The 6421-nt window shown below is 57.3% G+C and carries 8 protein-coding genes; 2 read left to right on the top strand and 6 right to left on the bottom strand.

The genetic code is table 11. From position 1 onward, the window contains the following. On the bottom strand, positions 1-136 hold a 136-nt coding region (locus tag DXY38_RS08490), incomplete at its 3' end, for a sigma-70 factor domain-containing protein (RefSeq protein WP_305791123.1). Between the two features lie 52 nt (positions 137-188). Then, the gene (mgtE, locus tag DXY38_RS08485; protein WP_115071262.1) at positions 189-1643 is read right to left on the bottom strand and encodes a magnesium transporter; all 1455 of its coding nucleotides are present in this window, start codon (positions 1641-1643) and stop codon (positions 189-191) included. A 77-nt stretch (positions 1644-1720) separates the two neighbouring features. Here mgtE and DXY38_RS08480 point away from each other — a divergent pair, with 77 nt between their 5' ends. Then, positions 1721-2200: a glutathione peroxidase gene (locus DXY38_RS08480; protein ID WP_006853933.1), complete on the top strand. Its 480-nt coding sequence runs from the start codon at positions 1721-1723 to the stop codon at positions 2198-2200. Here DXY38_RS08480 and DXY38_RS08475 read toward each other — a convergent pair. From DXY38_RS08475 to gyrB, 4 genes are read right to left on the bottom strand one after another with little or no spacing between them, the layout of a single operon-like run. After that, positions 2190-2603: a CrcB family protein gene (locus DXY38_RS08475; protein ID WP_115071261.1), complete on the bottom strand. Its 414-nt coding sequence runs from the start codon at positions 2601-2603 to the stop codon at positions 2190-2192. The genes DXY38_RS08480 and DXY38_RS08475 overlap by 11 nt on opposite strands. Further along, positions 2603-3013, bottom strand: coding sequence for a CrcB family protein (locus DXY38_RS08470; RefSeq protein ID WP_115071260.1), 411 nt, complete (start codon positions 3011-3013; stop codon positions 2603-2605). The genes DXY38_RS08475 and DXY38_RS08470 overlap by 1 nt, the downstream gene beginning before the upstream one ends. Next, positions 3006-3344, bottom strand: a complete 339-nt coding sequence (locus DXY38_RS08465; RefSeq protein WP_115071259.1) for an SH3 domain-containing protein — start codon at positions 3342-3344, stop codon at positions 3006-3008. Before DXY38_RS08465 ends, DXY38_RS08470 begins: the two co-directional genes overlap by 8 nt. Then, on the bottom strand, positions 3344-5311 hold the full coding sequence (gene gyrB / locus DXY38_RS08460) for a DNA topoisomerase (ATP-hydrolyzing) subunit B (protein ID WP_006853937.1): 1968 nt from the start codon (positions 5309-5311) through the stop codon (positions 3344-3346). The genes DXY38_RS08465 and gyrB overlap by 1 nt, the downstream gene beginning before the upstream one ends. A 117-nt stretch (positions 5312-5428) precedes the next feature. On the opposite strand from gyrB, the gene miaA reads away from it, so the two are divergent. After that, positions 5429-6373, top strand: a complete 945-nt coding sequence (miaA, locus tag DXY38_RS08455; RefSeq protein ID WP_115071258.1) for a tRNA (adenosine(37)-N6)-dimethylallyltransferase MiaA — start codon at positions 5429-5431, stop codon at positions 6371-6373. Positions 6374-6421 lie beyond the last annotated feature (48 nt).

The raw sequence follows: 6421 nt of genomic DNA, 5'->3' as shown, positions 1-6421 counted from the left end.
TCTCCTGCTGATGGCTCAACAACGGCACTCGGCCGATGTCTCGCAAATACGAACGGACTAAATCGACTTCAGCGCCAGAGGCGCGACCGGTGGAGGCAGATGCGGGGCGGGAAGCAACAGCAGCAGCAGGAGCCATGACGCTTCATTGAGTTCTGTAAAGAGTAACCCTAAGAAACGTAAACGAACTCTCAGAAAGCGAGCGAAGCGAGTAAATGAGTAGAAATACTCGTGGCCTCGAGCAACTGGGGTGCATGGAGCAGCAACCACTCCGCTGTTTTCAGATAAATGAACACGCCCGCTACGTCTGTGGCTGTGGTGATGAAGGGGGCTGACATCAGGGCGGGGTCGAGGCCCATGCGGTTGAACAGCAACGGCAAGGCAGCACCAGCCGTGGCGGCCAAGGTGGTAATCGCCAACAAACTGATGCCAACCGCCATCCCCACAAGCGGACCATCGCCACGCCACCAAGCGAATGGCACCACCACCAAAAGCATCAGAAGGCCCAGCAAGGCACCGGCGAGCGCCTCCCTCACAACCGCACGCCACGGGCCCAAGGGTTGAATCCGTTGGGTGCTCAGTCCACGAATGACCACCGTGGAGCTCTGGGCACCCACGTTTCCACCGGTCCCAATCAATAAAGGAATAAAGGCCGCAAGCATCACCACCTCACGCAGCACCGCATCGTTCATCGCGATCACCTGGGTTGTGAAGCCGTTCGCAATCACCAGAACCGCAAGCCACACCACGCGACGACGCGCCACGGTGAACAAATTGCTCTGAAAATAATCATCCTCATCACCGGCCTCCACCGCACCAGCGGCGTAGAGGTCACGGGTGGCTTCCTGCTCGATCACGTCGATGACGTCATCCACCGTGACGATCCCCACAAGACGACGTTCCCGGTCCACAACAGGCACGGCCAGGAAGTCGTAACGCTGAATCGCTCGGGCCACCTCCTCTTGATCGGTGTCGGTGCCAACGCTCACCACTTCCCGCGTCATCACATCACCAATGCAATCGCTGGGGTCAGCCGTCACCAAATCTCGCAACGACAAAATTCCGGTGAGGTGTCGCTGCCCATCCGTGACATAGAGGCTGTAAATCGTTTCGGTTTCTCGTGCACGGCGGCGAACGATGCTGAGAGCTTGCGAAGCGGTTTGAAATTCCTTGAGATCGATGTATTCCGTGGTCATCAAACGGCCAGCCGTTTCAGGGGCATAACCAAGCAACTGGGCGGTCACACGCCGCTCGGCAGGACTGAGCTCCACCAAAAGACGGCGAACCACCTTGGCCGGGAGCTCATCAAGCAGGCGCACCCGGTCATCGGGTGACATCTCTTCCACGAGCTCCAGCACTTCGTTGGAACGCAGCCGCTCCAACAAGCTCTGCTGAATGGCTGGCTCAAGGTATTCGTACACCTCAATCGCTTCGTCCTTGCCGAGCAGGCGAAAGGCCAGTGCCTGAAGCGTTCTTGGAAGGCAGCCAACAGCTTCTGCCACATCGACAGGCTGAACCGGTGCCAACAGCAACTTGACGCCGTCGTAATTGCCAACGGACAACATCGACTCCAGTTGCTGAGCGACAACCTCAGCCACCAAATCATTCGTGACGCTCACACCACTGCGGCCGTGGGCTTCTTCCATGCTTTCCGCCCAGCCCCTCCGATTCTAAGTGGGTCTGCAGCCGGTTATCGTCGGCGCCGATTGCACCCTCCATCGTTATGGCTCCCAACATCAGCAACGTGTCCGTCAACACCCCTGACGGCGCCAACAAATCACTCGGCTCCTATTCCGGCAAGGTGCTGTTAATTGTGAACGTGGCGAGCCGCTGCGGATTCACTCGCCAATACAGCGGCCTTCAAGCGTTGCAAGACAGCTATGGCGCTCAAGGGCTACAGGTTTTGGGCTTCCCCTGCAACGATTTTGGTGCACAAGAGCCCGGGTCCTTAGAGGAGATCAAAAGCTTTTGCTCCACCACTTACAACGCCAGCTTTGAGCTGTTCGACAAAGTGCATGCCACCGGTAGCACCACGGAGCCATACACCACCCTCAACAAAACAGAGCCAGCAGGCGATGTGGCTTGGAACTTTGAAAAGTTCCTCGTCGGCAAAGACGGCACGGTAATCGCGCGATTCAAGAGCGGCATTGAGCCCGATTCCGATGAACTAAAAACTGCTATCGAAGCCGCCCTTAACGCCTAACCAAGCTCCGGCCAGCGACGACACCCAGGGCTGCGGCACCTAGCCCCAGCCCCAGGGTCATTCCGATGAGTCCAAGAGCAGCCAACCAGTCGCCTTGAGCGATGAAGACCACGCAGTCCACCATCCAACTACTGAAGGTGGTGAGCGAACCGCAGAAACCAATACCGATCAACAGCTGACGTTTCGGACGGAGAGGAAGCCCCACCAGCCAACCCAAAATGAACGCACCGAGCACGTTCACAATCACGTTGTTGTCGTGCAGATGAGCCCCGACCTGCCAACGCATCACAGCGCCAGGAACGGCACCCAGAGCAACGAGCAGCAGTTCGCTCAGGTCTTTCCGCAAGCTGAGCTGATGCGTGGCGGCATCGGTGCTGGTGGGAATAGAAGAAGGCTGCGGCATCAGAGACCTCCTTCGGCCAAGCCAAGCCCATAGCCAAGGCCAGCCGCCACCAAGCCACCCAGGATCGAACCGACGCCGAGCAGCAGAGCTTCCAGCCAATGCCTCTGCTTAAGAGTGTTGAGCAACTCAACAGCAAAGGTGGAAAACGTGCTGAGGCTGCCGAAAAAACCCACTCCAACCAACAAGGTCAGCCCGGCAAGGCCTTTAGACGTTGCGCAGGGATCATTCACTTGCAGGCCAAGCACCAGACCGAGGGCAAAGGCGGCAACGAGATTCACGGCAAAGGTTCCCCAATGCTTGCGGGGAACCATCGGCTCAAAGTGATTGACAATCCGTAAACGAAGCCACGCACCAGGAATGGCGCCAATCCCCACCAGCACCACCTGACCTGCCGTGAAGGCTTCAGCCATGCACCCATCCGCGAATCGACTGAAAACCAGCTGGCAAACCCTGGCTTGAAGACACCTGAACTTGAATCCAATCGCGGCCATCGTCTCCTCGCCAGTGGCGCAACATCTGAAGAGGAGTGCCTAACTCCAAACGGCGCAGAGCGGGAGCTTCCACCAAAGGGCTGGAGCGCAACACACAGCTATCACCGCTGAGGAGGGGGCCTTTGCCCTCCTGCCGGCGCAAGGGGGGAAGCCGCCGCTGAGCACCACCAGCGGGCAAGGCCGCAGGTGCCATCAAGGCCACGCCAAGCAGCCAACTCCAACGCAACACAACCGCTGTCGACATGCGCATCAGATGTCGAGGGAGGCCATGTCCAAATCGGCGCTATGGGTTTCGATGAATTCACGACGAGGAGCCACTTTGTCGCCCATCAGGATCGTGAAGATGCGATCCGCCTCCAGCGCGTCTTGCACTTCCACCCGCTTCATCATGCGCGTGGAGGGATCCATCGTGGTTTCCCACAATTGCTTGGGCATCATTTCACCAAGACCCTTAAACCGCTGAATGTTGTAGTTGGCTTTCTCGCCAAATCCAGCCAACGTTGTTTGCAATTGCTGCTCGTTGTAGCAATAGGTGTGATTTTTGCCGCGTTCCACTTTGTACAACGGAGGGCAGGCGATATAGATATATCCACCTTCAACCAATTCCTTTTGATAGCGATAAAAGAAGGTAAGGATCAGAGTTCGAATGTGTGCCCCATCCACATCCGCATCGGTCATGATCACAACCCGGTGATAGCGAAGATTTTTAACATCAAAATCTTCACCCTTAATCCCCAAGCCAAGGGCCGTAATCAGAGCTTGAATCTCAGTATTTTTATAAATCTTGGCGTCGTCCGTTTTCTCGATATTGAGAATTTTTCCGCGCAAGGGAAGAATCGCCTGAAAACGGCGGTCGCGGCCTTGCTTGGCAGATCCTCCAGCAGAATCTCCCTCCACGATGTAGATCTCAGATTCAGAAGGGTCTCGCGTGCTGCAATCGGCCAACTTGCCAGGCAGCGTTGAACTCTCCAGCACGCTTTTGCGGCGCACCAGCTCACGGGCCCGGCGAGCTGCTTCCGCCGCATTAAAGGCCTGGATCGCTTTCTCCAGGATCATGTCGATCACGCCTGGATTGAATTCCAGGTACTGGCTCAACGACTCTCCAACCAAGCTGTCAACGATGCCGCGAACTTCGGTATTCCCCAGCTTCGTTTTTGTTTGACCTTCAAACTCGGGCTCGGGGACCTTCACCGAAAGAACAGCGGTAAGCCCTTCGCGAATGTTTTCGCCAGCCAAATTTGAGTCGGAGTCTTTGCGTTTACCCCGTTTCTTCGCAAACGTATTCAGGGTGCGTGTGAGAACGGTTTTTAAACCTTCGATGTGCGTGCCGCCATCCACCGTACGGATGTTGTTCGCGAAACCCAGAATGCTGTCGGAATAGGCATCAACGCACCACTGCAGTGCCGCTTCCACCGAGACACCATCTTTTTCCGAATTCACATAAATAATCTCTGGATGAAGAGGATCTTTCTCCGCATTCATATAGGCAACGTATTCCTTAATTCCACCTTCGTAGAAATACAGCTCTTCACGGGGCTGGCCCTCTGAATCCCGGGCAGCTTGTCGTTCATCGCGAAACACGATGCGCACACCACCATTCAAATAAGCCAGCTCGCGCAAACGGGCCGAGAGCGTGGAGTAATCAAACTCAATGCCGACCGTGAAAATCTCGTGGTCGGGCTTGAAGCAAACGCTGGTGCCCGTGACCCCCTTTTCCTCAGCAGGCTGGGGCTCTGAAACAAGGCTGCCGATGGCGGCACCACGCTCGAAGCGCTGGCGATGCACCTGGCCTTGACGGCGCACGGTGACTTCAACCCATTCGCTCAGCGCGTTAACGACGGAAACACCAACACCATGCAAACCACCCGAAACCTTGTAACCACCAGCCCCAAACTTGCCACCGGCGTGCAACACCGTGAGCACGGTTTCCAGGGCGCTTTTCCCTGTACGGGGATGAACATCCGTGGGGATTCCACGGCCGTTATCACTCACAAACGCTGAGCCGTCTTCTCCGAGAACAACCGTGATCTCGTTGCAATGCCCAGCCAGGGCTTCATCCACAGCATTGTCCACCACCTCGTACACCAGGTGATGCAGCCCTCGCGGACCGGTGGTACCGATGTACATTCCCGGGCGCTTACGCACCGGCTCCAGGCCTTCAAGAACCTGAATTTGTTCAGCGCCGTAGGCAGCTTGAACTTTTGCGGCTTCGCTCATGCGCTCGTCGTAGGCCCAGCCACCTTTTCATCCTCAACTTACCACCGGTATCCCAGAGGCGCTCGTAGAAGCCTCTGACGCGTCATTTTTAAAGGGGATGCACCCGTTGTTTCTGCGATGAATCAGATCAGCCCTGAAATAGGGACCCCATCCAAGCTTGCGACGACCGCAGAGGCTCCCCTTGTGGTGGCCCTGGTGGGCCCAACGGCGAGCGGCAAAACTGCGCTCGCGCTGGAGATTGCTGAGCACTTCCAGCTCGAGATCCTCAACATCGACTCTCGCCAGCTCTACCGAGAGATGGATATCGGCACGGCCAAACCCACGGCCGAGCAGCAACGGCGCGTGACCCATCACCTCCTGAACCTGCGTTCCCCGAATCAACCGATCACCCTTCAGGAGTTTCAGCAGGAGGCCGCTGCGGCCGTGAACCAAGTTCTCCAGGATCGAGGAGTGGCCTTTCTGGCCGGAGGCAGCGGGCTATATCTGAAGGCCCTCACCCAGGGATTGCAGCCTCCGGCGGTGCCTCCTCAAGCCGAGCTACGCCGCCAACTCCAGGCACTAGGGCAAACGCACTGCCATCAACTCCTCCAACAAGCTGATCCGCAAGCGGCCGCCAAGATCGCCCCCGCAGACGCGGTTCGCACCCAACGCGCTCTAGAGGTGCTGTACGCCAGCGGCAAACCGATGAGTGATCAACAGTCGAGCAATCCGCCGCCCTGGCGCGTGCTGGAGCTCGGACTCGACCCCGTGGAGCTGCGATCGCGCATCGCCCAACGAACCCAACAGATCTATCAGGAGGGCTTGATTGAAGAAACGAAGCAGCTGAGCCAGCGCTATGGGTCTGACCTTCCCATGCTGAAAACGATCGGCTATGGCGAAGCACTCGAGGTGCTGCAAGGAGGCCTGAGCAAAGCGCAAGCCATCGCCATCACCACCAAGCGCACCCAGCAATTCGCCAAGCGTCAACGCACCTGGTTCCGCCGCCAACACAGCCCCCACTGGCTCACAGGTCAGGATGCGCTCAGCGAAGCAATGAGCCTGATCGAAGCAGGTCTAGGCTGAAGAACAATCTCTGCTGAGCACCGCTTTCCATCAGCAGTCCTTCACAAC

Source organism: Synechococcus sp. UW179B, assembly GCF_900474245.1.
Classification (GTDB): domain Bacteria; phylum Cyanobacteriota; class Cyanobacteriia; order PCC-6307; family Cyanobiaceae; genus Synechococcus_C.
The sequence above is the reverse complement of the archived record's forward strand: the minus strand, read 5'-3'. Positions and strand labels throughout refer to the sequence as shown.